We start from the raw sequence: 25,464 nt of genomic DNA on the forward strand, positions 1-25,464 counted from the left end.
AATTTAGGTTGGTTATTGATTAAATATACCAATTTAAGGTAACAGAAGAGATAACTTTTTATATTCAGGCCCATGAAGTTTCTAATCGTCATCATTCTACTAGCATTCTCTTTTGATTCACCGGCTCAAATGATCAAAACAGGTCAATGGAGAGGATCTATCATTTATGATAGTCTTCAGATTCCGTTTACGTTTGAAGTTGGATATCCCAATGGCGACGTTCCTGAAATTACCATAATTAATGGATCTGACCGACGTGTGATAAGTAATGCCACAGTGGATGGAGATAGCATCTTTATTCCAATGGAGCCTTTTGATGTTGAAATACGGGCAAAGTTTACGGCGATGAGTATGAGTGGACTTTACAAAAAATACTATCGGGGACTCATTATTCCATTTAAAGCTGAATTTGGAAAGCCACGCATGAAGAAAAATTCAGTGCGTCCCAATGCTCCAATTCAAGAACGATGGGCAATCACGTTGTCTCCAGATACACCAGGGATGTCTCAAGGAATAGGGCTGTTCAAGCAGCGCGGACATATTATTTCCGGAACCATTATGACCCAAGTCAGCGATTACCGTTTTTTCGAAGGTATTTTAGATGGTGACTCTATCAAGCTTTCCTGTTTTGATGGTGCACATGCGTTTGCATTCCTAGGTAGACAAATCGATAACGGATGGTCCGGGGAGATGGTGTATGGGAGTGGGTATTCTGAACCATGGGAAGCCGTATATGATGATGAAGCTGAGCTTAGGGGTCCATTCGAGATGGTAGAAATTGAGCAGGGAAAACATAAACCATATTATGACTTATTAGGTGCAGGTGAAGGAAAAGATGCAATTGATCCAGCGCAGTATGCAGGGAAGGTATTAGTCATTCAACTATTCGGAACGTGGTGTCCCAACAGTCATGATCAGACCAAATACCTGGTGGACTGGTACGAGGAAAATAAACATAGAGGGGTTTCTATTCTTGCATCATCCTATGAAGCTAACTATACAAGAGCATACGGTATGGAGCGACTTGAAAAGTATAAGCAAGTAAACAATATTCCTTATGATCTGGTACTAGGAGGCAGGTTAAGTAAAACTGCCGCAGCAATGCCATTTCCTTTTATGCAGCGCATAGAGGCTTTCCCTACGCTTGTGATATTAGACAAGCAAGGTTATGTGCGTCATGTTCACAGCTACTTCAACGGTCCGGCAACAGGTGATTATTACCGTTCCTTTGATCGACGATTCAATGAAATAATTGACGCTTTAGTCGCCGAATAGGTCACTAATTTTTACAGACATCAGGAAGCTTGAAGTTCCAAATCTTTTACCAATTGATAAAAATCATCAGACTTCAAAATAGCAAATTCAGCGTCGCTGTTGTTGGCTGAATTATCATGGATAATCCAGTCTTTAGTTTCAGCAAGCACCCTGCCTTTGCCATAATCACTTTCCACCATGTCACCGATTTTTACTCTCTTCATACGTATCGATTACAGGTATTAGAACCAGTAAGGTGCCAAATTATTTTGAAAGTACGCTGAATTTTGCCTGTCTACTTGTTAAGAATCAGGAAATACACATTACGTTTTTCTACAATATATCCTCCATGTCGGGTAGACGATAGTTTCGTCAACATTTACCCATTCGCCTACCCAGTTGAAGCCTTCTGTAGTCATTTTGGAGAACGTAATCCTATAGTAACCTTCTAATCCGTTCGGTGCCTTTTGATCTCTATAGAGAACCATATTGCCATTTTCTACGATGTTTCCACCCCATGCTGAAAGAATAGGTGTAGGTGTGCTTGAAGAGTAATAATGTACATACCATCTAGCGCTATCAGCATTGTATTGCCGGATGCTTCCAGAGTGAGCGCCATCCTCTTTGAGTGTTTCATCTTGAACAGCCATTCCGTTCATTATGTACTTAAATGTCCATTCCATCATGACTGTATCTGCCCAAGTATTTTGATTCACTCTAGCTACAGATTTGCATTTACAAGTGCCAATTAATGGAGCATAATCTGCAGTTTGTTTTGGCGCATCAGGATTAATTTTCCCAAATGGATTTGAATTGGACGGCTCATATTCATACTGTGCGAATAGATTAACGGTCGCCAGGATCGAAAAAAGTAGAGTTAAGATTTTCATAAGTTTTGGTTTTTAGTAAACTAAACTTATCAGTCTTTACATACCACTAAAGCATGCAGTTAATGGGAGTAAATTTGCAGGGAATTACAGTGCGGACTGTTTCAATTTATTTTTCAACGCTTTCGCTCCGGTTCGGGATAATGGGAGTTCAGTGGTGTCTGACAACTTAATTATGGAGGTATCAAAATTAATCTGATGCAGAAAATCCAAATTTAATAGCGCTACTCGATGAACTCTGATAAAGCTAAATGGTCCCAATTGCTCTTCCAGTGCTTTCATGCTCTTCCTTAGAGTGAATGCTTGATCTTCTGTATGAATTTTTACGCAATAATCGTCGGACTGTATCCATACAATTTGACTTATTGGAATAGGTTGAAATTTGTTGCCTGTCTTTATGTTAATATGTGGTTCATGTTGGGTAGTCATATTAAGAGCTTGTTCCAGATCAGTACTCTTTCTCTTTAAGTCAGTGATTTCTACAAATTGACTTTCTATTGTTTGCGCTCTAGATCTATTGTATAGAATCATCGAAAGTGTAATGGATGCCATTAAAAATGTAAGCCCTTTTTGAAAAGTAAAAAAGGTCAAAAACTCTAGGAATAAGTTAAAGTTGATTGACAATTGCTGATCAATAATATCATAGACACTTATAATAGTCAGAGAAAAAGCTGCATTTATAAAAATGAGCAGAGCAGTTAGCAAAATGGATTTAACTGGAAGCTCTTGTTGATTGGATACTAAAATTCTCCATATAATAAGTGCACATGGGACACTAAAGAAACCCCATATGAGCCAGCGGATAAAATGTTTTTTTAATAATAAAACAAGAGATAAATCAGTACCTTCTGGTAATAGCCCAAATGTATCAATGTAGTACTTCTGTTGGACTGCATCAAAAAAGATGAGAAACAAAATGAAGACTATAAGTCCAAAGGGGAGTTTTTTATTCACTCACTAAAGGTAATCACATCCCTACCAAAATGAATGGTGCCCAATAATAAGGACGGGCGTATTCTTCTGAGTTGAGAAGTGAGAGTTTTGCTTGTCTTAGGGCAGCATTATATCCATGATGTTCATTGTTTAGATTGTATTTATAAAATTCAATCATCATTTGTGCTGTGGATGCATCAGCAACTTGCCACAATGATACAATGATGTTGTTTGCGCCTGCGTACTGCAACGCACGGCTTAAACCTACAATTCCTTCTCCTTTGGCAACTTTACCCAAACCTGTCTCGCAGGCTGAGAGTGTTACTAAGTCGGCATCAATATTTAAATTGTAAATTTCTCCGGTATATAGGCTACCATCTTCGGTTGCATCGGGTTTTAGGAAAATTCTCGAAAGTGCTGGTTCAGATTCATTGACCAATCCATGAGTAGCAAAGTGGACGTATCGGTATTTTCCCAAACTTTCATTTTTAAAATTTGATTCGCTTGCATCATTGCCTGACTGCACTTTGGTATCGCAGTTGCTACCCATAAACAAGTATCTAATTTCATTAATCTCCTTTTCGGAACCGGGAAGGGAGTTCATCCTCACTTCATTGTTTTCAAAACTTATGGGTGCTATTAATAATATCTCTGGATTGATTTGTCGTTCATCTGCGTGACGTTCATTGAATATGGTGGCGGAATAGTCGTATGAAACATGGTATTCCTTAATGAGGAAAGTGGCATTACTGTAATTATCAGACGCATCATCTGCTCTCACAAAAGATTCAAAGGGAAGTGTGCCAAGTACACCGTCAGGTAAGATTACCAGCTCATTAATACTTGAAGACAAGTTTGGAATTAAAAGCGAGTGAAGCGATTTGGCTGTTTTCATGAAAGCGCTTTTACTATTGTACTTAATTGAATTTCTGAGTGCTGAGGTTAGCTTATCAAAATCTTCCCCTTTTGGTTTTCTTTCTGCTTTCACACCTTTATTCGTGATGATAAAGATGTATAGTTCCTTATCCCCAAGGAAATAAGACAACATTGCCATTTTATCGGTAAGATGTTGCTGAACTGACTCTATGGTAGCTATAGATTGATTGTATTTTAATTTGTAATACTCAGGATAATTGGATTCTAGATTTGAGATGAAAACCCTGTAGGTGTTTTGATAGCTGAAAAGCAAATCTTTCATCTCTTGATTGTCGGCGTTTTCTTGTTGCGCCAACTGCTGCTCAAGGTATGAGATCTCATCTTTAAGACTATCTTCCAGAGATATCTGTTCATCTGGTATTCCAGCAAATTTTTTCGCTTTTGATTCAGTGATGGCTTCTAGTAAAACTGAAGATTTACTTCTTTCACAAAAATCGAACGCAGTTTGAATATGCTTCTTGCGGTTAAAACTTTGCTCACTCAAGATTAGAGATAGTTGAATCCCATTTTCATAAACCTCTTTTGCAATTTGCCCGAGTTTGAGTTTGTCTTGTTCATTTAGTCGTTTTCTGCGAATGATTGTGATAAGATCATCGCATTTTCTGTAAGCATCTATTGCTCCAACCAAATCTTTTACATTGAGAGATTTTTCAAAGTGTAATGCTCCTAACGCAATTGCTTTTGCTTGGAGAGTTCTCAATAGTATATCTGCATTGAAATAATTCTGGAGCTTAGGTAAATCATAGATATCTACATAAACTTGATTTGGGAGGTTGGCATAAATAGCTCGTTGGTAAAACTCCACTGAGACTTTAAACTCGCTCTTAGCTTTATAAATTTCACCAATTGAGAAATAGGTATTGGCTACATCCGGGTGCTTTTCTCCAAATAAACTTATATACATTTGAAGTGCTTCCTTTTGATTTAACAACGCTTGTTCATACGCTTCTTTCAATAAATAAACTCTTCCTATTATTGACTGAATGTATGCCTTGTTTGGGTGCTCATCGTTGTAGGTAGCATCATAGATCTGCCTAACTGTGTTTAATTGTTTAAGTGCATCATCGTAGTTTCCTTGTTCTATTTCAGCAAATGCGATATTCAGATTGGCTCTCAATGCTCTTCGGCTACTATTACCTAGTTGCTCTTCATAAATTCCTTTTGCTCTATTGAAATATATTATTGCTTGGAGCGGATCACTTTTTAAAAAGACTTGCCCAAGATTGTTGTATGAATTGGCAGCTTCTATTGATTGTGCACCAAAAAGCTTCCTTCGCATTTTAAATGCCTGCTCCAGGTATTGGGTAGCGAGCTGCTTGTTTTCATTGTTGTTGTAAACTTGACCTATTGCGTCAAGGCAATTGGCTTTTTCATTTGAATCGTCTTCTGGAAAACTACCTTCAGCAGCTAATAGATTTTCTAATGCATCATCATTGTGGCCAAGATTTAGATAACTGAGGCCTAGAAGAGTTAGACATCTAGCTCTTAATACGTATTGATTGGATATTTCTGCTTGAATAAAATCAAGTGTATTTAATGCCAGACTTTTTGCTTGAAATGGATCACCAAGCTGAATTTTACAGTCGATCATTTTTAGATGAGAACCTACATAGAGGTCATAGTTTCCATTGGCGAAATGAATCTCACCTGCTTCCTTAAATTGGTCGTAAGCTTGTGTAAACTGACTGTTCGCAAACAAAGATTGGGCTTGCTTAAGCTGAATTTCTTGTGCAAATGAATTGAGCAGAGAGATGGTAATGAACGTTGCTGAAAGAATATTTCTCATGATCAAAATTTGTAAACGTAACTTATACTAAGTACTTCATCCCTCGTAAGTCCGTCAGGATTAAAATCTCGGTCAACTAACTTCACGCCTTTAATGAGTTTAATGCTGTTGTTCACATCAAAATGATAGCCAAAACTACCTAAAATAGAGAGTGCTAATCCTGTCGTTTGCGGGAGTTTCACTCGTTCAGTTTCTCCTTGTGGAATACCTTCATCTTTAGTAATGCGATATATTGGAAGTGCTCCTAGCGAGAAATTAAAGTTGGTAAACCTCCAGTTTCTCTCCACTCTGAACATTACATCTATTCCTCTTAACAATTCACGGCCAATGTTATAACTCTGCAGATACTCAGCGTCTGGATAGTTGGGAAATCCGGACCACAAAAACTGATTATTATTTTTCGTGAGTGCAACTTGAATACCAGCTGCAAACAGCCAGTTTCTGCTAATTGCTGAAACACCTGCTATTGCGTCATACGATCCTAGGCTTTGCTGATAGTACATGTGGATTGGAGCATCCACACCGCCAGTATTATTATTATTTACTGTAGTATTTGAATTATTGGATGGAACCTTAGCTCCTAAGGTTCCATTGATGTTCCATTTGTTTGTTGCTTTTAGCAGTCTTGTGTAGCTCAGTGAAATATCACCTAATCCAGCGGTTTCACCCAAAGAACCTTTTACCCACTGATAGGGGAGCTTGATTTGAAACGAGCTGTAATCATTGATTCCAAGGTTAAAATCCACTGTAGCCGCATAGATTATTGGCGTCAGTAGACTGGTTCCCTTGTAATAATTGAATTCTATTGACCTAAGTTTTATTGCTATTCGTTTGCTATAATTCTGATCTGGTTTCATGGCACCCATAGTACAGAATCCTGCATCGCTGCATCCTTGACTGTAAGTAAGTGACACACATATTAAGAATACAAATCCAGCTAAGACGTTTCGCATAAGAAATTGAATTTAAGCCACTACAATAATAAGCAATCAATTAGCACTATAAGAGGAATAATTGTTGCGAAATCTGAATGTCCACCTTTTGTCACTTGAACTAAATCAGAAAAAAACGAATCGCTTTTAAACCTTTTCATTCAGACTCTGTCAAAGGAGCAAATCATTTGAAAAACAATTACAAGAAATAAAACAATTATGAAAAAGCTATTATTTATTACCGCGATTGTATTTGCCACTTTTCTCACATCATGTAATAATGACGATGATGTATCAGGAAATGATTTGGTAGAATCATTAGATATTGACTCAGAAGCGACTCTTGAATCAAACTATGAGGATATAGATCTAATTGTGGAGGCTGGAATGGAAACGCTTGATACTGGAGGGAGAATAGATAGGGATGACGTACTTGATTGTGCAACAATTACTCATGATGAAGAAGCCAAAACTGTTACCATCGATTATGGTGATGGTTGTGAAGGACCTGGAGGAAGAATTAGAGCTGGAATTATCCGAATTGCCTATAGCGATCACAGATTGGTCCCTGGAGCGTTCCGTACAACTACTTTTGATGGATTTAGTGTTGATGGTGTATTGATTGAAGGAACTCGAACAATTGAAAATATTTCTGAAGATATGGATTCAGATCCTAAGTTTAGCATCACACTCACTGATGGCAAGATGACTTTCGAAGATGAAACAACTTCTACACGAGTGTCTGAAAGAATTCGTACTTGGTTTAGAGCAAGCAATCCACTAAATGATGAGGCTAGTGTTGAAGGAAGTGCCAGTGGCACTCGAAGAGATGGTGTAAGCTACTCAGTTGAAATTATCACCCGTCTCATTTATAAAAGAGAGTGTTGGTCAAGTCGAGTATTCATCCCAGTATCTGGTATCAAACAGTTTACGTCTGGAGATAATGTAGCTATTGTTGACTATGGTGATGGAACCTGTGATAATGAAGTGACTATAACGATCAATGGTGGAGATCCCTTCACAAAGGTGATCACTCCAAAAGGAAGAAGATAATATTTGGTAAGTAAGTTTTCAGGTAGGTAATCGCCTCATGATTCTTCGGATGATTGAGGCTTTACTTGCTTATAAAGCAGATGTGAATGCATATGAAATGATATTCGCACCCATCTTCAACGCTTCGATTCGAATTTCTTGAGGATCATTATAGACTGATTGATCTTCCCAGCCATTTCCAAGATCTGATTCAAAAGTGTAAAAGCAAACAAGTCTCTTTTCGTAGATTAAACCAAATCCTTTCGGCGGCTTACCATCGTGCTGATGAATCTTTGGTAGACCCTTATCAAAGTCAAACTTTTGATGATAAATGGGATGATCAAATGGGATCTCTACAAACTCAAGCTCCGGAAAAACTTTCTTCATTTCAATCCGGATAAACTGATCTAAGCCATAATTATCATCGATGTGTAGAAATCCACCTGAGGTGAGGTAGTTTCTGAGATTTTCAACTTGAACATTATTCAAAACCACATTGCCGTGGCCAGTCATATACACATAAGGATATAAGAAAAGATCTGGACTGCCAACATCCACCACATCCTCAGATATGGCCAAGTTGGTGTTGATTTGCTCATTGCAAAACTCGATCAGGTTTGGCAATGCGGTTTTATTCGCATACCAATCACCACCACCATCGTATTTTAGTTTTGCAATCTTAACAGGCTGCGAATGCGCAAAAAATGAAATTACTGTTAGTAGGATCCAGAATTTTCTCATAGACAAATTATACTCATCTCTAATGAAATGGTTTTACTCGAACAGTTCTTTTAATGGATTTCCAGTATTTCCGCTTGGGAATGAAATATCAAGCAATAAGGAAAGTGAAGGCGCAATATCAATAATATCGACCTGTCTAATGCTGCTCCCCTTTTTAATACTATGACCGTAGAAAATGATTGGAATATGCGTGTCATAAGCATACGGTGTGCGATGATCCGTACCTTTTCTACCAAATGCATCATTCAGGTTGCTAGGAGTCAAGTTATAAAGGACGTCCCCACTACGCTTGTTGTTATATCCATTCTGTAATCTGATCAATACTGGATCTGTAAAGTTTCGGTTTGCCACCAAATCTTTATCAAATGCTTCTACTACATAGTCTTCCTTCATTAGGGTTTTAATCACGATTTTCTTTACCTCTGTAGCGTTCAAGTTCTTGCTGTTAATCAGTCCATGATTGAGATAAACTTGCTCATTGATGATTGAACTGATCCATTCACCATCACCATAAATCTTGGATAATTCATCGGTTAGCAATGATTTGATATATCCATTGTTGTGATATCCACCAGGCATTTTGTTTTTATACATATAGGAGGGAACATCAGTAGCTCCGTGATCTGAAGAAAGAAAGACGAGGTAATTATTCTCACCAACTGACTCGTCTAAATAGTTTAATAACTCACTTATTTCTTCATCTAATCGCAGGTAAGTATCCTGCACCTCCATGGATCTAGGTCCAAATCTATGACCAATATCGTCGGTGCCGGAGAAGCTAATTGACAGAAAATCAGGGATGCTGTCTTTACCTAAACTTTCTCCATCAATAGCCCTTAACGCCACTTCTTTTATCATGGTGTTTGTAAACGGAGTGTATTTTAATACCGAAGGATCCTTTTTATATTTTGATAGATTGTGTGGAAATGAAACTCCCATACCACTCCTGATTGGCTGCTCAAATTCGTTTTCATCCGCAATACTTTCATTGTAAGAATCTTCATCTTTGAACAGCTCCCATTGTCCGCTCAATAACTTAAAAGGTCTTTTTTCTTTGTTATAATCTTCAAGCCATTTAGGTAGTTTTTCTGAATAATACGTGCTTGTGATCATTTTCCCACTCCTGAGATCATACCAATAAGCTCCATTTGGATTATGACCAGCTGGTAGCACTGCGCCCCTGTCTTTTAGGGAAATACCTATCACTTTAGATGAAAAGTTGTAATACAACTTCAACTCATCAGTAATTGTAGTAGTGTATAAATTTTTCGGTGAAACTTGTCCATTGGATACCCCTCCCACAACAAGGACAGTCGTGTCTTCTACACAGTTTACTCTTCGGTTTATTGAGGGTTCATACCAATCATTACCAATTATTCCATGTCTGGCTGGTGTAGTACCTGTGAAAATGGAAGCATGTCCAGGGCCTGTTTTCGTTGGGATATAGTTGTAATGCGCATTCTTGAAGACAAAGCCATCCTCTATTAATCGTTTGAAGCCACCTTGACCAAAATCACTATAGTATCGGGATATATAGTCGTATCTCATTTGATCTACTACAATACCAACCACCAATCTTGGTTTTTCTTGCGCTATAAGTATTGAGGACAATAAGACAAATAGACTATATAGTAATTTCTTCATTTGAGGTCTTCTGTTCAGATGCGTGAAGGTATTAAACCAAAATTATTCCAGTATTAAATTGTTTCAATGATCTGGTGAAATTTTCGATTAATAAACACGCTGACGGTATCTTAGAAACTGTAATTTTGCGGCCATGCAAGACAAGATCCTAATTCTCGATTTCGGTTCACAATATACCCAATTAATAGCCAGACGTGTTCGTGAGCTTAATGTTTACTGTGAAATTCATCCGTTTAGCAAATTTGAAATCACACCGGATGTAAAGGGTGTTATCCTTTCTGGTGGTCCTTGTTCAGTATTAGACGAAGGATCTCCCGATATTAATATAGCCGACCTTGGTGAATTACCAGTTTTGGGCATTTGCTATGGTGCGCAGCTTCTCGTAAAGAAAAATGGAGGAACAGTTGCTAAATCCAATCACCGGGAATATGGAAGAGCTAACTTAAAGACCGTTGATTCTCATTACGATTTGCTAAAAGAAGTGGAAATCGGGAGTCAGGTGTGGATGTCTCATGCGGATACGATCACCAAACTACCTGAAACTTTTAAGCTAATATCGGCTACAGAATCGATCCCCGTTGCTGCTTTTAAAATAGAAGACAGGCCTGTATATGGAATCCAATTTCACCCTGAGGTCACCCATAGTACGGATGGAAAGGTAGTCTTGAGAAACTTCGTTGTCCATATTTGTCATGCATCACAGGATTGGACACCCGATATTTTCGCTGAAGAGACAATTGCTCTTCTTAAAGAACAATTAGGTAACGATAAGGTAGTTTTAGGACTATCGGGAGGCGTAGACTCTTCAGTAGCAGCAATGCTAATTCATCAGGCAATAGGCAAAAATTTATACTGCATATTCGTAGATAATGGACTTCTTCGAAAAGATGAATTCGATCAGGTGCTTAAATCATATGAAGGCCTTGGCCTCAATGTAAAAGGAGTGGATGCCAAATCAAGATTCTATTCAGAACTAAAAGGTGAAAGTGACCCAGAAGGTAAGAGAAAAATTATTGGAAGGGTATTCATTGAAGTTTTTGATGAGGAAGCAAAGCGAATCAAAGATGTGAAATGGCTCGGTCAAGGCACTATTTATCCAGATGTAATTGAATCGGTCTCAGTAAACGGACCTTCTGTAACAATCAAATCTCATCATAATGTGGGTGGTCTGCCTGCAAAGATGAACCTAAAAGTAGTAGAACCGCTAAACACGCTTTTTAAAGATGAGGTACGGAATGTGGGTAGGACGCTCGAGATTCCTGACTTTATACTTGGCCGTCATCCTTTTCCAGGTCCTGGCTTAGGTATTAGAATACTAAGCGACATCACAGAGGAGAAAGTGCGAATACTTCAGGAGGTAGATGCACATTTCATTAATGGCTTGAAAGAAGAAGGATTATACGACGAAGTATGGCAGGCAGGAGCGATGCTGCTGCCCGTTCAATCCGTAGGTGTGATGGGTGATGAACGAACTTATGAAAATGTAGTCGCCCTTCGGGCCGTATCAAGTTTGGATGGCATGACTGCTGACTGGGTACATCTTCCATACGACTTCCTGGGACGTGTATCTAACAAAATTATTAATAATGTAAAAGGTGTTAATCGAGTGGTATATGACATTAGTTCCAAGCCACCAGCGACCATCGAGTGGGAATAATTAGCTTTGAAAGAAAAACAACCAACTGTGCGAACTCTCATCTTTAGTTTTTTACTCATCTCAGCTGCCTCTTTGTGCGCTCAGACAAGTCAGGGAGAATATCTAGAAGCAAAACGTCAATTTAGTCTTGGCAACTATACTGAAGCCAAACAAGCATTTCAAAACCTAAATACCGATCGTATTTTCGGCGAATATGCCTCATTCTATTACGCACTGTCTGCTATGAAGCTGAATCAGCCAAAAGTTGCTGAGGATATGTTAAAGCAGATTCAGGTAAAGTACCCCGATTGGGATCAACAGCAAGAAGTAGACTATTGGCTCACTTATTTGGCATTTGATCAAGGAAAGCTTTGGCAGGCATTCCGGCAGGCGGAAAGCTTGCCAGAAAACTGGAAAAACTTTCTGATTGACAATTTCCTGGGGAAGATGAGCTTAGAGGGTCTCGACTCAGCCTACGCGCTTAATCCCAACAATAGCTATATAGGAACCTATTATGCAGAAGCTATTCAAAAACAGCCTTACGATGAGAGAGATCAATTGATGCTTTTGGAGTTAGCTGAAAAATTTGAAATTCAAATCGGAAGAGATGAAAGTTTACCATTGGTGAAGAAAGAAGAATATGCTGTGGCAGTAATACTACCATTTATGTATGAATCTCTAGTAACTCCAAAGACCGTGATTCGAAATTCGATCATATTTGATCTATATCAGGGAATGGAACAAGCACAAAAACAACTTGAAGAACAAGGAATCAAGCTTCATCTTTTTCCATTTGATACCAAGAAAAAAGGAAGCGTAGCATATGACCTGATCAAGGGTGGGAGCCTTGACAATGCCGACGCAATCATCGGCCCATTGTACTCAGGACCTTCCAAGTTTATTTCACAATTCTCTAAAGAGAATAAAATAACTATGATCAATCCAGTTTCCTCTAATGATGAGATTATAGGAGATAATCCATATTCATATTTATTTAAACCAGCCTATTCTACTCAAGGTAGAGAAGCAGCAAAGTTTGCAGCAAAGAAATTTACTGATAACAAGAAACTTTTCATTTTTTATGAAACTGACAGAGATAGTATTGTAGCGAATGCATACCGTGAGACTATTGAAAGAGATAGTTTTTTTGTGGTTCGATTTGAACGTCTCACCAATGAGGATGCACAGCAGATTCAAATTGATTTCACCGAGCAGTATGAAGTTCGGTTGGATACCATGTATTCCCAAGAAGAGATAGATTCTATTTCACTGATGCCTGGCAGATTGGTTCGAACAAGAAGTCTAAGGAACGAAGAAACCGGAAGGATTATCAGAGATAGAAATGGTGAAGATGTTATCGAATCTTATGAAGTAAAATTTACTGTTCAGCCGGACAGCATCGGTCACATTTTTGCGGCAACATCAAGCAATTTGCTTGCTAATAATTTCATTAGCATGGTAGAGGTTCGTAGTGACAGTATTGGTATCATCGGTTATCGAGATTGGCTTAATTTCTCGTTGGTCTCTTATGCACAGCTTGAACGGTTACAAGTGAATTTTCTGAGCCCATCATACTATGATGTGGAGAGCGATAGTTTTGAGAGAATAAAGCGCATATTCGTTGAGAACATTGGGAAAGAACCTAGTGAATATCACATTTATGGCTATGAGCTCACCTGGCAGCTAGGCCAATTGATGAAGGAGCATGGTAAGTATTTCCAGCGCGGTTGGTTGGATGGTGAATTGCGACCTGGATATATCATGGAAGGGCTAAAGTATGGTCTTTACAATGACAATCAACTGGTACCTATCACTACACTGCAGAATCTGGAGTTGAAAAACCAAAGCGTTAAACAAATCGTTGACGGAACAAATGAATATAGCGACAAGTAAAGAGCTTTTTGATCGAGCAAAAGACTATATCCCAGGAGGGGTGAATTCTCCAGTACGTGCATTTAAGGCAGTAGGGGGAGACCCCATTTTTTTTGCTAAAGCAGAAGGTGCTTACATGTATGATGAAGATGGTAATTCCTATATTGATTTAATTAACAGTTGGGGCCCAATGATACTTGGTCATGCCAATAAGCAAATAGAGGAAGCTATTTTCAAGGCAGTTATCGGTTCCCCATCATTTGGTGCTCCAAGTAGGATGGAGGTAGAGTTAGCGGAATTGATTGCCGAAATGGTTCCATCCATTGAGAAGGTGCGTATGGTAAATTCAGGAACTGAAGCCACTATGTCAGCTATTCGATTGGCCCGCGGTTTTACTAAACGCGACAAGGTGCTGAAGTTTGAAGGTTGCTATCATGGACATGGAGATTCGTTCTTAATTGCTGCAGGTAGTGGAGCAATGACAATGGGAGAGCCAGATAGTCCGGGTGTTACCAAAGGGACTGCTCAGGATACGCTTCTCGCTCCTTTCAATAACATCGAGAAAGTAAGAGAAGTCGTTTCATCCAATAAGGGGAAAATTGCTGCAATTATTGTTGAGCCAGTTGCTGGAAATATGGGATGCGTATTACCTGAACCCGGCTTTCTTGATGATCTTAGGTCAGTGTGTGACGAAGATGGTATTTTATTAATTTTCGATGAGGTGATGACAGGCTTCAGGCTGGCTAAAGGTGGTGCTCAAGATATATTTAATGTAAAGCCAGATTTAACAACTTTAGGTAAAATAATAGGGGCAGGTATGCCAGTCGGGGCGTATGGAGGTAGAACAGATGTGATGGATTTTGTTTCGCCGCAAGGACCTGTATATCAAGCAGGAACCTTGTCGGGTAATCCGGTAGCTATGGCGGCAGGATATGCCCAGCTAAGCTATTTGAATGAACATCCTGAGGTTTATACAAATCTTGAAAAAACGACCCAAAAAATCGTGAGTGGATATGAGAAAGTTCTAAAAAAACATAACCTCAATTGCACCATGAATCAAATTGGCAGCATGTTTAGTCTATTCTTTACAGATATAAAAGTAGTCGACTTTGATACTGCCAAATCTTGCGATACAGAGCGGTTTGGGAAATATTTCCGCCACATGCTTAATATGGGCGTTTACCTTGCACCGTCACAATTCGAAACACTCTTCGTCTCCAATTGTATCGGAGATGATGAAATCAAACAGATTGTGTCTTCATTTGATGATTTTCTTAAATCATAGCAAGGGAAATCAGGATACCAATCAAAAGCACAAACGAAACGAAAAATGTGTAGATAAATCCAAGCATTGTGGCTCGGAAAATACTCCATCCGATTTTTATCCCATACACTTTACGAAAGCTGATTACAGCATAGACGAATGTAAGAATCATACATATCGGCCCTCCATAATCTTTGAAATCCTTAATCAATAATGATACTACCCACATCCAGCCTAAAATGAAGAATAAGAAAGAGTGGAGATGAATCGAGTGAATTAGATGCGTGATATAAAGCCCTTTTCTCCAGAAAAAGAGCTTGAGCAAGAAGGCATAAACTGGGAGTATAAAGAATATGATAAGCGGAATCTGCCTCATTAAGTATTCATTCAAAGAGGCGGTAGTCTCCTGATTGATTTTCACAATCTTATTGACAGCAAAGTCATTAGCCCATGATCCCGTAATAATTTTTAATGAATCAATTATACCTGCGGCATCCAGATTGGTCGTTTCAATGAGATGGTTGACCATTTTCTGTCTGGGGTTTGAAAGAGGCCAACCTGTATGTGCCGAGTCTGGTAAATTATAAAGGCTATCAAACTTGGTATCTGAAAGCTCCACTTCCGCACTAAAACCACGCTGTTTTTTATCTTTTACAGTAGGCTCAAACATCTTGGACATAAAGAAAAAGTGAAAGATGCTGATGACTAAGTACCATCTGATTGGATTGGCAAAGTAGACTCTTTTACCTTCTATGAACGCATTGGTAATTTTTCCTGGATTGAAAAGAAAAGGCTTAAAAGTGTGTGCAAAGCGTGAGTCGAGAGATAAAAAATTAGAAGTGACTTCCCTCAATAACAATCCAAGACTTACTTGATTATCCGTATTTTCCTGTCCGCAGTTGGGACAATAGTTGTGTTTCTGATTGAGTAGCTCACCACAGTTTAGGCAAGACTTATGTTTCCTTCTCTTTTTCACTTGGTTTAAACTTGTTGAGTAAAAATGCCACCCCCCACAAACCCAAGGCGATAAAACTATAAAGGATTTGGTTGGTTTCTGTCCTCAACGAGAAGAAAAGAAATACAAAAGCCAAGATGGTGAAAATCCAGATTAAGGTTGGAAAAAGTTTCATTATGCTTCTTTTACTTTCAAGCTTGTGCCTTCGTCTGAAATTATTATGATTGCCACACCTTCATCAATAAAGTTACCCCGAGTAAATGCATCATATATCACACCATCCACCTCTATTTTACCACTTGGCCGCAAGCGCGTATAAGTTTTACCTTCCTTGCCGATCATGGATTTTTCTCTGTAAAAGGTAGATGTAAAGCCTTGTTCCTTATCCTGGACTTCTTGTAGAGCAATACGCTTAAATACATTGCTATTGAGTAGGCTAGCCCCACCAAAAAACATGACAACTATCGCACCCAACAGTCCTGCAATAACTGTCGCGAAGGAAATAAAGATCTGATCACCACCTACAAATGAAAAGTCGAACAGATCGTTATTCAACATGACCAAAACAAGCGAACCTATGGTACATATGAGGCCGAGAATGCCTGCTACTCCAAAACCGGGAATAACAAAAACCTCTATCGCAATAAGAATCACGCCTACAACAAACATCAGTATTTCCCAGTTTTCGGCCAACCCGTTTAAGTAGTTGGGGACAAAGTATAATATAATCGCAATTAGAGCAGCGAGAATAGGAAATCCGACACCTGGTGTTTGTAGTTCAAAGTAGATACCTCCAACGATAATTAGGATCAATATTCCACTGACAAAAGGATTTAGAAAAAGCGAAATTATCTTTTCGGTAGCGCCAAGTTTAAATTCTTGCAGTTCATATTCCTCCACTCCCGAGCGTTTCATGATATCATCTATACCACTAACTTCAGCTTCACAAAATCCGTATTTGATGGCCTCTGAAGTTGATAGTGTTAGAATCTTTCCTTCAGTAGCAATGCTATCCAAGTCAATGTCCTCATCCACCATTGCTTCAGCCATACGTGGATCTCGTCCCTTTGCTTCAGCTGTAGATCGCATAATAGACCTCATATAAGACTGATATTTATCAGGTGCTGCGGCTCCATCTTGGGTAACAACAGTTGCAGCTCCGATGCTTGAGCCTTTTGCCATGTAAATACTGTCCGTTGCTATAGAAATCAAGGCTCCGGCTGATGCAGCATCTTTATTTATAAAAGTATATATGGGCCGATCAAAATTCAAAATACGTGTTCTGATGTCATCTGCATCATTAAGGGCACCACCATAGGTATCTAATTCAAGAATCACATAATCAGCATCAATCTCCAGAGCTTTTTCCAAACCAAGCTCAGAGTATCGATTAGTTCTGGGATCGATCACATCATTAATCTTAAGATGAAGAACTAACGGTTTTTCTTTTTCCTGAGCAATAAGTGCGATAGTAAAAAGAAGGCAAAAAATCGTAAATAGTTTTCTCATATTCGATTGCTAAAGTCACAACAAAAGCTCCAACTTTGAAACTGTCATTCTTAGGTTAAAGTTATCTTAAAAATGAACCACGAGTAAAATTTTCTTTCAATCCATGATCCCAGATTCCATAAAGCACATCAACCTCCAAGGACAAATATGGAATTCTGCAATTGATGAAAGTTCGGGAAAATTATATCTTGACGTTAGAAAAGAGAATGAAGAGATTGTGATGATTAGACTTGATCTTTCGTCATTAAAATATGATAAAAAGAAAGTGAAACATTCTCGCTGGACTCAACTTTTGAGTGTTTATGAAGACATTTTGTATTTTGTTGAATACAAGGATCATCAAGATCCTAATCTTCAGGAGTACTTCAGTCTGGATTGGATGAGCGGGGAAGTAAAGCAAATAGAAACGATCCCAGTTAAGGGAAATCACGTGCTCCAACCGAGCATTTATGAGCATGGTTCAGATTATTATAAAACAGTTGCTGAGTTTCTGGCGTTGGACCTTCCACTTTCCTGTGAATATTTGGAATGGAATGATAAAATCATAATCAGCTACTATCTTCGTTCTGGTAATGATTATGAGCGAAACCTCCTGTTATTGCAAAATGCAAATAAAGAATGGAAGGTTCTTCAAGATAGCCAGATGAAAGGATTTTCTCCTGGCGCGTTTTTTGTGTTCAGAGATCAATTAATATTCATAAAAGACAGAAATGAGGTTTGTGTGTATACTGGGTAGTTTCATGATAGCAATGGCGACATTGGCTAATCCTGTTGATAGTATAAGAGCTGAGCAGCGAGAGGAAGGATTGTTTGTTGTACATGAAGTAGAGGAGGAAGAGACTATATACTCCATTGCCAAAAGGTATGGAGGTTCTGTGATTGGCATTATCAAGCATAATCAGATCGTTGATAATCGCATTGAAATTGGTCAAATTATTTTTGTTCTGGTTGAAGACAATAAGCCTGTTCAAGCGATTGTAGTTCAAGAGTCAAACAATCATGACAACCAAGGAATACATAGAGTAGAACTCGGTGAGACATTATACAGTATCTCCAAGAAGTATGATTTGAAGTTGAAGGACCTGAGAAAGTGGAATAATCTACCAGATAACAATATTTCGCCAGGCATGCCTCTTAAGTTAAAACGGGCCGCATCCATTCCAGCACAGGCAACTGAGGAAGCTTCGGATGAAACAGTAACCATTGAATTCGTAGAGGTTGATAGCGCATTAATTGAAGATAATCCTTTTGCAGGATTTGAAAAATACCTGGTTCAGACAGGAGAAACATTATCGACCATCTGTAGAAAAATTGGTGTCAGTATCGATAGTATTAAACTCTGGAATTCGTTAGAGTCTGATTACCTGAAGATTGGTCAGCAGTTATTTTTTAAACCGTCTGAGTCAGTAAAAGTCTCTGCTATCAATGAGCCTAAAAAGAAAATCCGAACTCAGATCGATGAAAAAGGATTCGAACGGGTTTATGAAGAAGGTGTGGCTTCGGTTATTCAATCTATGAAGACCACTCGATATTTGGCACTCCATCGAGCATTACCAATTGGTACCAATCTGGAAGTTAGAAATCTGATGAATAATCAAATTGTGCATGTTAAAGTAGTAGGTAAACTCCCAAATACTGGATTAAATAAAAATCTCTTATTGAGGTTGTCACAACCTGCCTATGATCAACTCGGAATTTTAGATTCTAAATCGCGCGTAGAAGTTTCTTACAATAAGCAGTGAAGGAAGAGGAACTAAAAGACTTTCTAAATGCAAAGGTTGAGGAGTTTAATCAACCTGGCTTTATAACAAACGATCCAATATACATTCCTCACAGGTTCACAAAAAAACAGGATATAGAAATAGCTGGATTCATAGCCGCAGTATTTGCGTGGGGCCAACGAAAGACAATTATTAATAAAAGTTTAGCGTTTTTGGAATTGATGAATAATGCTCCTCATGAGTTTGTACTGAACTATACTGAGGAGAATTTAAAGCTATTCTTAGATTTTAAACATCGAACATTTAACAGCACAGATGCCCTTTATTTTCTTCATTTTTTCAAATGGTTTTACGAAAGGCACGAGTCGATGGAGGAGGCATTTACAAATGGATTAGGAGTAGATTCCTCAATGGAGGTTCGATTGATAAGCTTTTATGAGCTATTCTTTTCTTTACCTGATCACCCAAAACGGACCTACAAACACATTCCCAATCCCTCTAAAATGTCCGCTTGTAAGCGAATCAATATGTTTCTACGTTGGATGGTTCGAAAGGATGAGAAAGGTGTTGATTTTGGAATTTGGGATACGATCAAACCTAGCCAACTCATCTGTCCTTGCGATCTACATGTAGATAGAGTAGCTCGGAAGTTAGGCTTGATCAAGCGCAAACAGACCGATTGGAAGACTGCCATCGAATTGACGGAAAATCTAAAAAGACTTGATCCCAATGATCCTGTTAAATATGATTTTGCGTTATTCGGACTTGGTATTGTAGAAAAATTTTAACGAAAAATTTATGCTATTTCATCTTATTGTCCGATGATTTAATTGGGTAGTATTCCAGCATTCCACCAGAAATAGATGACATTCCTTCCAGATAAAATAGTACTAATGGTGCGCTGGATTGCTTTTCAATGCCATCTGACCACCTTCCAAAACTAGAGATAGCGCTTCGTTCGGAAAGATAGTTGACATCTACATTAACAGGTGGTTGCAGAACATTATTCCATGATTCTGATTGAACATTTTGAATTTTAAAACTTTGAGATTTATTGGACAATGACGAGCAATAAATTTCACCTTTAGCCTTTGCTAAATTCATAAATACAACCTGAGTACGATCACCAGTTTTCAATTTATTGCGATCGATATTGAAGCTTTTATCCATATTCCGTTGACAGGTTAATAACTCTAGCTTGCCTCCTTCATTTCTTAGTCCTGCACCAAACCTCATACCTGGACGGTTGGCTAACAGCTCACCGGCACCTTTAATTCTAGGTGTACTGATATTGACAGTTTGAGTATAAACATCACGCTTTGGAACAGGCGAACCATTCGGATTAATGACTTTAAACAATCTCACCTTATCCTCCGTGATATCATAATTGGTGAAACTATGGTTTTCAAGCTCTCCATTTTCATAATATAATCCCCAAATCGAGTTATCCGAAGCTGTAATTAGATTGAGCCCTGCACCTGAGCCGTATCTTCGATATTTGGCTATTGGATCTTTTTGCCAGGTATTTAGATTTGAGTCTTTCGTTTTATATACCACAACTTTACCATCTTTCATATCTTGATCCACCAACATAAACCAGCATTTAGCCTGTGGACTATATGCTAATCCTGCACCACCACTGTTCGTATTGTCTTGTGCGAGTCTTCCTACTTCAACAGCGCAGTTAGGATCTTTGTCTAAATCAAAAATCAAAACCATTGACTTCTCCTCCCTTGCATTGCCTAGGGCTGCTTGGCTGAGTCCATACTCAGCTTCAATTACGATTGTTAAATATTTTCCCGTTACTTGAATTGAACATGGATGCGGGTATCCATTTTCTAAATCTTTAAGTTGACTTTGTTTGGTTTTAGTATTGTAGATCCAGAGTTTCCCAACCGGGTTTTTCGATCCGATCGCTACTTTCCCTTTACCTAAACTTCCATCACTAAATGCCACATAGATGTAGTCTTTATACTGACCAATGGCCTGGGCATGCCACCCACCTACAATGGCTGTAAGGTTTTTACTGTCACCACTTAAAGTCTCACGACTAGCAATCGTGTTTGCCATTGATGTAAGCAATTTAGGTTGGTCACCTGTGAGCCACTCAATAGGAATTTTTTCTGATTGAAAATCTACAGGTGTTTCTTTTTTTGATGGATCTGTGATTCTTGAACTTGTTAGACAAGCCAGCATTAATGCTGAAATTATTAGGTACTTGATTTTCATGCGTATTAAGATCAGAGATGATATATAAATCACCTATTAAGATACATAAGATTTAAATCTATTGACGCATGTATTAAAATGATATGGGATATCATCCCCAATGACCTGGATCTTCACGCCATTCTTTCAGAGTTTTTAGCACATCATTTTCAAACATTCGCTCATCTTGTGCATGATCCAGTAGATGATTGTAATCACTGAGAACCACAAGATTGACACCCTTCTCATTAAAGTTGTCTTCAGAAACCTGAAAACCATAAGTGAAAATGGCAACCATTCCAACAACGTCAGCGCCTGCCTCCTTAAGTGCATCAGCTGCTGCGAGAGAACTTCCACCTGTCGAAACAAGATCTTCCACCAATAGGACTTTTTGACCTTTCTCTATCTTGCCTTCAATCATATTTTGAAGGCCGTGTCCCTTGGACTTAGAACGGACGTAGATAAAAGGAAGTCCAAGTTCTTCTGCTACTAATGCACCTTGCGGGATCCCGGCAGTTGCTACGCCGGCGATGACATCAATGCCATTAAAAGAATTTGAAACAGCAAGGCCCAAGGCAGTTTTGATTTTTGATCGCACGTCGGGATAAGAAAGACTGAGTCTATTATCGCAGTAGATTGGAGACTTCCAACCAGATGCCCAGATAAAAGGCTCGTTGGGACTTAGTTTGATGGCTCCAATTTTTAAAAGGTCAGCAGCAACTTCAGCAGCTAGTTGGGGGTTATAGATTTTTATGCTCATGAGAATGCAAAATAAATAAGTCCTGTATTACCTATCAATAATATAGAAGGCTTGTTTCATTTTTAATTTATGTCTTACTTGCCTTCGTTTTTTATCAATGATGAAATGAGCATAATTATTGACCCACCAGCGATGATGCAAGTGGCTTATCTGAATTCCATGTGTTATTTGAGTAGAGCTTACACATGAAAATTTTTATCAATGATATTCCGGTTTATATTCTTTCTGAAAAGAAAGTAAATATGAATAGGGCTTATGGGCTGGTAGTTAGAGAGTTTGAGAGTATTGTTCCAGAGGTACTGGTGGACGATGTTTTAATCATGAATGCCTCTTTTGAGCAAATAGATAGCTTACTCAAGCTAATGACAGATAAAAAATTCAAAAAGCTTCACTCGATTTTTATTTCTTCCAGAGAAAAAAGAGCATTAATAGATTACATTAAAAGTAAATTCAAGGTTATTGAAGCTGCTGGAGGGGTGGTAGAGAACAATGGGAAGCTTTTGATGATCTTCCGTAGGAAAGTCTGGGATATACCTAAAGGTAAGTTGGATGAAGGTGAAACCCTTGAAGAATGCGCCATGAGAGAAGTAGAAGAGGAAACTGGAGTGAAAGTAAGGATAGATCAAAAAATCGATGCTGTCTGGCATACTTATACTACCAAGAAGAAATACATTCTAAAAAAGACACATTGGTATGCCATGAAATGCGTCGATGATAGCAAAATGACACCTCAGAAGGATGAAGGCATTAAAAAAGTAGAATGGATGGGGCTAGAGCAAGTTCGAAAAGCGCTGCATGATTCTTATCGTTCCATCAGGTATGTAATGCAGGAGTATACCAAAATGATGAAGCAAGTCTAAATTAAACTTCATAAGGTAGAAACGGATTCACATCACCTCCGTATCTATGAACTTCACGGATGATACTTGAGCTAATTGGTGCTAGTTCAGGACTTGTGATCAAGAAAATTGTCTCCAGGTCTTCGTTTAAGTACCGGTTAATTTGTGAAATACTGTTTTCGTATTCAAAATCTGTCGTATTCCTCAATCCTCTCACCATGAACTGTGCATTATACTTTTTGGCCAATGAGGCAGTAAGTTCATCATACACTTCAACTTCTACACGATCTTCATCGGCAAATGCTTCCTTGATCTTTTTCACCATCCAGTCTAACTCAAAGTACCTGTTATTTTTAGATGTATTATGACCTATCGCGATGATAACCTTGTCAAAAAGGTCCAGACTCCTTTCTACAATATCATAATGTCCCTTAGTGAATGGATCGAAAGAACCTGGGAAAATAGCCGTTTTCATTTTTTGTCTGGATTGTGCTTAAACACAAAGATACCCACTCAATACATCAAAGTATTGGTGATCTTCTACTTCATCGTAGAGGTAGCTAAATCTTAGAAAAGATGGTTTGGAGCCGAAAGAGATATTTCGAATGTACTTTTTCAATAAAGACATCTCCTCAGAAGCCTGCTTTATAAATCCCCATAAGAACACATGACTTTCTTTGCCACTCATACCAAGTTCATTAAATACCAGCATGATATACTTGAGGTAATCTTGCTTCTTTCGTGCTGCGAACTGATTGTAGTATAAAAGTTTATTACCTTCTGTAGCTACAATGTGCATGATGCCTCGGTCTATATAGACATACATACTTTTCTCTTGAATGTGATCAGCATGCTTCAAGAAGCCTTCTATGAGTGCACTTCCCTGATGGATTACATGTACTTTCTTCTTTTTATAGATTGTCTCAATCCAGCGACAGAGTTTCGTTTCAGCCGCAAAAACATTTACAGAATCTACTGCTACTTGTTTGTAGTAATTAACTTCTTCAAAAGCAGTTTTAATCTCACTATTAAGCGCGAGGTAATCCGCAGCTGATTCTTGCACAAACATGCTTGCTGGAACCATTGAAAATTTGTGTGATTTAAGACACACTTTTACGTCTTTCCAAAAACCGGCTGTGAGATATTCGTGATTATCCAGAATATCTTTGATGAGTCTCAGTCGACCATTTACTGTTTTGATTCCCTCAAGGCGATAGTCTTCAAGACCCATAACCACATTGTCTTGGGAGTCTACAACGGCGAATTGTAAGTCATAAATCCCAACCTGCATGATAAGCGAGTAATGATCAAGTTCATCAATCGTGAACTTGGTATCTTTTACTCGCTTAATCAGCTTATAGGTCGATGTATCTTGTGCAATCAAAATATTTTACTCCCAGTTACCCGCAGTGGTCACACTAGTTCGTGATCCAAATCTCAGCGGCTTTCTGGTATTGTATTCACTATCTTCGTCTCTTGATGAATCTACTGGTCGAGGGTTTTTCACCTCTATTGCATTCACCAATAGTCCAGCTTTTAAGATTTTATCTGCCCAAACGTCAAATTTTACTGGAGGTTGAATTCCAGGAACATATGGAAGTGTGGCTAGATCAAATCTAGGCCACTTGTTGTTACCAAAGAGTGAGTCGATTACTGCCTTGGTACCAAGTGTATCTATTTCAACATAAATACTATCCTTTCCATACGGCTGAGGTATAATAGTCTCGCTTCGCTCGGTCAGGTAAAAGTTTCCTGAATCGATAAACGCAAGTAGTTTATCCCAATCACTTGTGTACTGCCCATGGACAGACATATAAGCAATTTCAGCTTCTCGGATCATCTTCAGTTGTTCAATGATCAAAGCTTCAGCGCTTTCGATTCGCTCCGCTTCATCAATAGATGATTTGATACTGTATACTAAAAACACGGCCAATGACACCCACACTACGAGCATGACCACAGAAACAATCTTCGTTTTACTCATTGCTAAATTTCTTTTTCGCTAGGTTTTTGCAATTATAAATATTTAATGGTGATTCGTGAAGCACCAGATACTATTAATGCTTAAAAGTAAACAAACCCCTAAGATCGGTAATTTTATGTCTTGCACCAGCGGTATTAAAAACATTATGAATGGCGTTTGCAGGAAGATCATCTATTTCATCAGGAGAAAAGAAGCGAGCTTCAATTAAAATTTGTTGATTTTCTGCTAATTCTGGATCCGAACCTAGCTCTAATGTCCCTGAAATAAGCTTTACTTTAAAGAAAAGCTCAATGGCATGATAGGGTTCTTTGATGAATTCGTTAGCAAATAAATATTCACCTATATCTATTTTTAAGTTGGTCTCTTCAAGAAATTCCTTTTTTAGTGCATCATGTAAGCTTTCTCCAAATTCCACACCACCGCCAGGTGGTGACCAGAGATAACCTGCTGGTCCAAGGTTATCATGCTTTAAAAGCAAAATTTTATCTTCTTCTTGTAAGATCCCACAGACTCTGACTCTCACCATTCCTCCGAATGGATTTTCCGTTTGATTTTCGTTTAACATTTAATT

At 38.5% G+C, this 25,464-nt stretch carries 24 protein-coding genes; 9 read left to right on the forward strand and 15 right to left on the reverse strand.

Going from position 1 to position 25,464, the window contains the following annotated elements; all coding sequences use genetic code 11:
- Nucleotides 1–72 precede the first annotated feature (72 nt).
- Nucleotides 73–1,275 (forward strand): TlpA disulfide reductase family protein, encoded by a 1,203-nt coding sequence (locus ABJG98_RS04205; protein ID WP_348278225.1) that lies wholly within the window; start codon nt 73–75, stop codon nt 1,273–1,275.
- Between the two features lie 20 nt (nt 1,276–1,295).
- Here ABJG98_RS04205 and ABJG98_RS04210 read toward each other — a convergent pair whose 3' ends face one another.
- The 5 genes from ABJG98_RS04210 to ABJG98_RS04230 form a co-directional block, all read right to left on the reverse strand.
- A complete protein-coding gene (locus ABJG98_RS04210) occupies nt 1,296–1,478 on the reverse strand; it encodes a hypothetical protein (RefSeq protein ID WP_348278226.1) in 183 nt (60 codons plus the stop codon).
- A gap of 99 nt (nt 1,479–1,577) precedes the next feature.
- Nucleotides 1,578–2,144 carry a hypothetical protein gene (locus ABJG98_RS04215; protein ID WP_348278227.1) on the reverse strand — a complete coding sequence of 189 codons (567 nt, stop codon included), beginning with the start codon at nt 2,142–2,144 and terminating at the stop codon, nt 1,578–1,580.
- An 84-nt stretch (nt 2,145–2,228) separates the two neighbouring features.
- Nucleotides 2,229–3,095, reverse strand: a complete 867-nt coding sequence (locus ABJG98_RS04220; RefSeq protein WP_348278228.1) for a LytTR family DNA-binding domain-containing protein — start codon at nt 3,093–3,095, stop codon at nt 2,229–2,231.
- A 13-nt stretch (nt 3,096–3,108) separates the two neighbouring features.
- On the reverse strand, nt 3,109–5,796 hold the full coding sequence (locus ABJG98_RS04225; RefSeq protein WP_348278229.1) for a CHAT domain-containing protein: 2,688 nt from the start codon (nt 5,794–5,796) through the stop codon (nt 3,109–3,111).
- Between the two features lie 2 nt (nt 5,797–5,798).
- A complete protein-coding gene (locus tag ABJG98_RS04230; RefSeq protein ID WP_348278230.1) occupies nt 5,799–6,749 on the reverse strand; it encodes a hypothetical protein in 951 nt (316 codons plus the stop codon).
- 198 nt (nt 6,750–6,947) lie between these two features.
- On the opposite strand from ABJG98_RS04230, the gene ABJG98_RS04235 reads away from it, so the two are divergent.
- A complete protein-coding gene (locus ABJG98_RS04235; protein WP_348278231.1) occupies nt 6,948–7,781 on the forward strand; it encodes a hypothetical protein in 834 nt (277 codons plus the stop codon).
- A gap of 69 nt (nt 7,782–7,850) precedes the next feature.
- Here the strand turns inward: ABJG98_RS04235 and ABJG98_RS04240 are convergent, their stop codons facing one another.
- Both ABJG98_RS04240 and pafA read right to left on the reverse strand, forming a co-directional pair.
- On the reverse strand, nt 7,851–8,501 hold the full coding sequence (locus ABJG98_RS04240) for a DUF4159 domain-containing protein (RefSeq protein ID WP_348278232.1): 651 nt from the start codon (nt 8,499–8,501) through the stop codon (nt 7,851–7,853).
- Nucleotides 8,502–8,534: 33 nt separating this feature from the next.
- Entirely contained in the window at nt 8,535–10,145 is a 1,611-nt protein-coding gene (gene pafA / locus ABJG98_RS04245) for an alkaline phosphatase PafA (RefSeq protein ID WP_348278233.1), read from the reverse strand.
- A gap of 133 nt (nt 10,146–10,278) precedes the next feature.
- Between pafA and guaA the strand changes: the two genes are divergently transcribed.
- The 3 genes from guaA to hemL are packed head-to-tail and all read left to right on the forward strand — an operon-like array spanning nt 10,279 to nt 14,938.
- On the forward strand, nt 10,279–11,802 hold the full coding sequence (gene guaA, locus ABJG98_RS04250; RefSeq protein ID WP_348278234.1) for a glutamine-hydrolyzing GMP synthase: 1,524 nt from the start codon (nt 10,279–10,281) through the stop codon (nt 11,800–11,802).
- A gap of 27 nt (nt 11,803–11,829) precedes the next feature.
- The gene (locus ABJG98_RS04255) at nt 11,830–13,674 is read left to right on the forward strand and encodes a hypothetical protein (protein WP_348278235.1); all 1,845 of its coding nucleotides are present in this window, start codon (nt 11,830–11,832) and stop codon (nt 13,672–13,674) included.
- On the forward strand, nt 13,655–14,938 hold the full coding sequence (hemL, locus tag ABJG98_RS04260; RefSeq protein WP_348278236.1) for a glutamate-1-semialdehyde 2,1-aminomutase: 1,284 nt from the start codon (nt 13,655–13,657) through the stop codon (nt 14,936–14,938). Before ABJG98_RS04255 ends, hemL begins: the two co-directional genes overlap by 20 nt.
- On the opposite strand, the gene ABJG98_RS04265 is transcribed toward hemL, so the two are convergent.
- Together ABJG98_RS04265 and ABJG98_RS04270 are read right to left on the reverse strand one after the other, a co-directional pair.
- On the reverse strand, nt 14,928–15,893 hold the full coding sequence (locus ABJG98_RS04265) for a DUF3667 domain-containing protein (protein ID WP_348278237.1): 966 nt from the start codon (nt 15,891–15,893) through the stop codon (nt 14,928–14,930). The genes hemL and ABJG98_RS04265 overlap by 11 nt on opposite strands.
- A gap of 153 nt (nt 15,894–16,046) precedes the next feature.
- On the reverse strand, nt 16,047–17,381 hold the full coding sequence (locus ABJG98_RS04270; RefSeq protein ID WP_348278238.1) for an NfeD family protein: 1,335 nt from the start codon (nt 17,379–17,381) through the stop codon (nt 16,047–16,049).
- 103 nt (nt 17,382–17,484) lie between these two features.
- On the opposite strand from ABJG98_RS04270, the gene ABJG98_RS04275 reads away from it, so the two are divergent.
- The 3 genes from ABJG98_RS04275 to ABJG98_RS04285 are packed head-to-tail and all read left to right on the forward strand — an operon-like array spanning nt 17,485 to nt 19,890.
- Nucleotides 17,485–18,117: a hypothetical protein gene (locus tag ABJG98_RS04275; protein WP_348278239.1), complete on the forward strand. Its 633-nt coding sequence runs from the start codon at nt 17,485–17,487 to the stop codon at nt 18,115–18,117.
- A complete protein-coding gene (locus ABJG98_RS04280; RefSeq protein WP_348278240.1) occupies nt 18,092–19,123 on the forward strand; it encodes a LysM peptidoglycan-binding domain-containing protein in 1,032 nt (343 codons plus the stop codon). Before ABJG98_RS04275 ends, ABJG98_RS04280 begins: the two co-directional genes overlap by 26 nt.
- Complete coding sequence (locus ABJG98_RS04285) at nt 19,120–19,890, forward strand: TIGR02757 family protein (protein WP_348278241.1); 771 nt, start codon at nt 19,120–19,122, stop codon at nt 19,888–19,890. The genes ABJG98_RS04280 and ABJG98_RS04285 overlap by 4 nt, the downstream gene beginning before the upstream one ends.
- A gap of 13 nt (nt 19,891–19,903) precedes the next feature.
- On the opposite strand, the gene ABJG98_RS04290 is transcribed toward ABJG98_RS04285, so the two are convergent.
- Both ABJG98_RS04290 and pyrE read right to left on the reverse strand, forming a co-directional pair.
- Nucleotides 19,904–21,331, reverse strand: a complete 1,428-nt coding sequence (locus ABJG98_RS04290) for a hypothetical protein (RefSeq protein ID WP_348278242.1) — start codon at nt 21,329–21,331, stop codon at nt 19,904–19,906.
- Nucleotides 21,332–21,422: 91 nt separating this feature from the next.
- Nucleotides 21,423–22,070: an orotate phosphoribosyltransferase gene (pyrE, locus tag ABJG98_RS04295; RefSeq protein WP_348278243.1), complete on the reverse strand. Its 648-nt coding sequence runs from the start codon at nt 22,068–22,070 to the stop codon at nt 21,423–21,425.
- Nucleotides 22,071–22,255: 185 nt separating this feature from the next.
- Here pyrE and ABJG98_RS04300 point away from each other — a divergent pair, with 185 nt between their 5' ends.
- Nucleotides 22,256–22,930 carry an NUDIX hydrolase gene (locus tag ABJG98_RS04300; protein ID WP_348278244.1) on the forward strand — a complete coding sequence of 225 codons (675 nt, stop codon included), beginning with the start codon at nt 22,256–22,258 and terminating at the stop codon, nt 22,928–22,930.
- A 1-nt stretch (nt 22,931) separates the two neighbouring features.
- Here the strand turns inward: ABJG98_RS04300 and coaD are convergent, their stop codons facing one another.
- The 4 genes from coaD to ABJG98_RS04320 form a co-directional block, all read right to left on the reverse strand.
- Complete coding sequence (gene coaD, locus ABJG98_RS04305) at nt 22,932–23,384, reverse strand: pantetheine-phosphate adenylyltransferase (RefSeq protein WP_348278245.1); 453 nt, start codon at nt 23,382–23,384, stop codon at nt 22,932–22,934.
- 18 nt (nt 23,385–23,402) lie between these two features.
- Nucleotides 23,403–24,293 carry a DUF3822 family protein gene (locus ABJG98_RS04310; RefSeq protein ID WP_348278246.1) on the reverse strand — a complete coding sequence of 297 codons (891 nt, stop codon included), beginning with the start codon at nt 24,291–24,293 and terminating at the stop codon, nt 23,403–23,405.
- 6 nt (nt 24,294–24,299) lie between these two features.
- Nucleotides 24,300–24,893 carry a hypothetical protein gene (locus ABJG98_RS04315; RefSeq protein WP_348278247.1) on the reverse strand — a complete coding sequence of 198 codons (594 nt, stop codon included), beginning with the start codon at nt 24,891–24,893 and terminating at the stop codon, nt 24,300–24,302.
- 73 nt (nt 24,894–24,966) lie between these two features.
- Nucleotides 24,967–25,458 (reverse strand): NUDIX hydrolase, encoded by a 492-nt coding sequence (locus tag ABJG98_RS04320; RefSeq protein ID WP_348278248.1) that lies wholly within the window; start codon nt 25,456–25,458, stop codon nt 24,967–24,969.
- Nucleotides 25,459–25,464: the final 6 nt, after the last annotated feature.

The organism is Ekhidna sp. (assembly GCF_039960695.1).
In the GTDB taxonomy this organism is placed as follows: domain Bacteria; phylum Bacteroidota; class Bacteroidia; order Cytophagales; family Cyclobacteriaceae; genus Ekhidna.